The organism is Sinorhizobium fredii USDA 205 (assembly GCF_001461695.1).
Lineage (GTDB): Bacteria > Pseudomonadota > Alphaproteobacteria > Rhizobiales > Rhizobiaceae > Sinorhizobium > Sinorhizobium fredii.
On record NZ_AUTC01000062.1, the window covers coordinates 1 to 2,394 of the forward strand.

Genomic DNA, 2,394 nt, shown 5'->3' on the forward strand with positions numbered 1-2,394 from the left:
CATTCCCCCGGACAGAGGGGGGAGGGCGAAAGCCCGCCCCACGGCGGTGGACGGGACTGTCAAGTGGCGTGGCGCGGAAGGCGCAACATCTTCACGGGTCCGCCTTAGGCGGACTGGCGCGGAAGATGGGGCGTCTTCACGGGCCGCTTGACCGGCCTGGCCAGCGATGTCACGGGCGAAAACAAACATGCGGCCCCATCAGGGGCCTCGATCCCGGGCGCAAAGCGCACGAGACCCCAACATCGACCGATGACGGCCGCAGGCTGGCTTCTGGCTGGCGCGGCCGACTGGGCCGGCAGGGTCGCAAACATCTTCGATGTACCCGCCAAATAGAATGGAACGTCTGCGCGAACTAGAACAAACAGTGTTCAGATAGATATTAGGCGGCTAATCTTCCTGCGCGCGCCGAACGAGCTGCACCTGCATTCGCGCCGAGATCAAGCGTCCACGAAGCGAGGCAGTCCTCGATCCAAGGGCTTCTGAGGGGGAGGGGAGCGGCGCACCCGGGGCGTTCGTGCCGGTGTGACGTGTCAACGAACAAGGCACGAACCGTAAAAATGAAGAGCATCGGAGAAATCAGCATCGCGCGGCTGGCAAGCGGGATTTCGGGAATTCTCGTCGCGCGGGGAGCGGATGAAAGGCAGCCGCAGGAGGCTCAACATAGTGGCCCGCAGGGGAGCCGGGACCGACTGCCGCCGCGCACTGCGCACCGTTTTGGCGGGGGGCGGGGAGGGGGCTTCGAATCGTAATACTGTCCGGCGCCACTCATACAGCGGTAAGGGACAACCAACGACGATCGAAGGCGCGCCCGGCTCATTCCGTCCTGCCAACGCGCGCACTCGCCACGGCGAGGAACGGTTTGAAGGCTGTGGCGACTTTGGCCAGAAATCCCTTGCTGAGGGTGCCCAGCACCTCGGCGTTCGGATCAAAGTAGAACGAAACTTCCGCGATATCGTGGTTGAACTCGGAAACGGTTATCCAGGCTTCCTTCCAATCGCGGATTCCGGCACGCCGGCACTCCAGTTGCGGAATTTCGAGCGCGGTCTGATCGGAACGCGGCGGTGTGCCGGAAATTGCCAAAATGACGAGATGGGTCTGCAGGCCCTTGGGGATCGCCAGGACCATGCACACGGGGCGAGACTTACGCCCTTCCGTTTCGCCCTTGTCACGCTGCCATGCCCAGAGGTAAGGATAGCGCAGAACGGAGCCGTTGGCTGGAACCTCAACCATCGGCGTCTCGTCCATCATCGATCAAGCGATCCAGTTCGGGCACAATAAGGTCGACCAATTCCTTCGGAGCTTCGTTCGGACCATAGACGTGGCGTGGATCCCCTCTGCTTTTCATCGCCTCGAATTCGTCGTAGGTCATGAGAACATAACGCGGCCTGCGATGCTGTGTGATCGCAACCGGCTGACGATCCGCCGCCATGGTGACGGTTTTGATGTCGCGCAGCAGATCGACTGTCGAAAATTTCTGCATGGCAGGGCTCCTTCAAATAAGTCGAATTATACGAATTATTTGACTATATCGCAAGCTGTAAGACGCGCGAGTGCTGAATCGCTCGCAATGCCCTTATCCCAGCGGGCACCGGTAGGAGCACAATTGCTATGCGGAGTTCACTGAAACAATCACACTCGCAGAAAACGTCCGTTTTCCACCAAGCTCCGGAAAACCCTACGGCGCTATTGGGGAGCGCGGGTTTCCTCCGCTTGGCTACGCTCGCCTTGCGGCTCGCTCCGGCCGCGGCCACGCCGTTTGCACGGCGCTGCGACTGGAAAACGGCCCACAACACCGCAGAATGAGCTCCACGAACATTGTGAGCATTCGCACCGCTTAAACGAAGGGAGGGCGAGGGGAGGGGACAGGGCTCCTCTCGCACCGCGCGGCGCCTGCTCGATGCGGGCGACGCGCGGTAACACGCGCGCTCGTTTGCCACTTACGCGCCCCCTCTCGATTTGCCGTTCGCCCGAAAGGTGCCATCCTCCCGGGCGAACGATGCTTTGCTATCAATCCCAGGGAATCACCGCCATCAAATCCTCGTCGTCCTGGCCGGGATAGCGGCCGAGATTGGCATTGAGCCTGCCGTGACCGGTGCTGATGGACAGGCTGTAATAGTCGCCGCCGGTCTGGTTCTGCTTCTTCCAGACGCCGCCGAGTTCGACACGCCGCCCACGGGGTGACTTTGCAAAGATGCGGAAGGCCGGAGCCTTCTCGTTGGTGCTGGTGAATGCCTCGCCTGAGATGTCGATGTCGTAGGCAATGGAGGCGATGTTGCCGCTAAGGGTACCGTCTTCGTTGAAGCGGATGAAATTTGCAAGTTCGGTCATGATCGATCTCCTGAGTTTGCGTTTCCCGCAGGGGAGCCCTGTCGGGCGAAGCCTCCCCGGTCTTTC

The 2,394-nt window shown here is 61.0% G+C and carries 3 protein-coding genes; all 3 read right to left on the bottom strand.

Annotated features, from left to right (window positions below):
• Positions 1-813: 813 nt before the first annotated feature.
• The 3 genes from N181_RS08000 to N181_RS08010 all read right to left on the bottom strand — a co-directional run bounded on the left by N181_RS08000 (position 814) and on the right by N181_RS08010 (position 2,328).
• The gene (locus tag N181_RS08000) at positions 814-1,248 is read right to left on the bottom strand and encodes a hypothetical protein (protein ID WP_371864118.1); all 435 of its coding nucleotides are present in this window, start codon (positions 1,246-1,248) and stop codon (positions 814-816) included.
• Positions 1,223-1,480, bottom strand: coding sequence for a type II toxin-antitoxin system Phd/YefM family antitoxin (locus N181_RS08005; protein WP_042779345.1), 258 nt, complete (start codon positions 1,478-1,480; stop codon positions 1,223-1,225). Before N181_RS08005 ends, N181_RS08000 begins: the two co-directional genes overlap by 26 nt.
• 527 nt (positions 1,481-2,007) lie before the next feature.
• On the bottom strand, positions 2,008-2,328 hold the full coding sequence (locus N181_RS08010; RefSeq protein ID WP_042779346.1) for a DUF736 domain-containing protein: 321 nt from the start codon (positions 2,326-2,328) through the stop codon (positions 2,008-2,010).
• Positions 2,329-2,394: the final 66 nt, after the last annotated feature.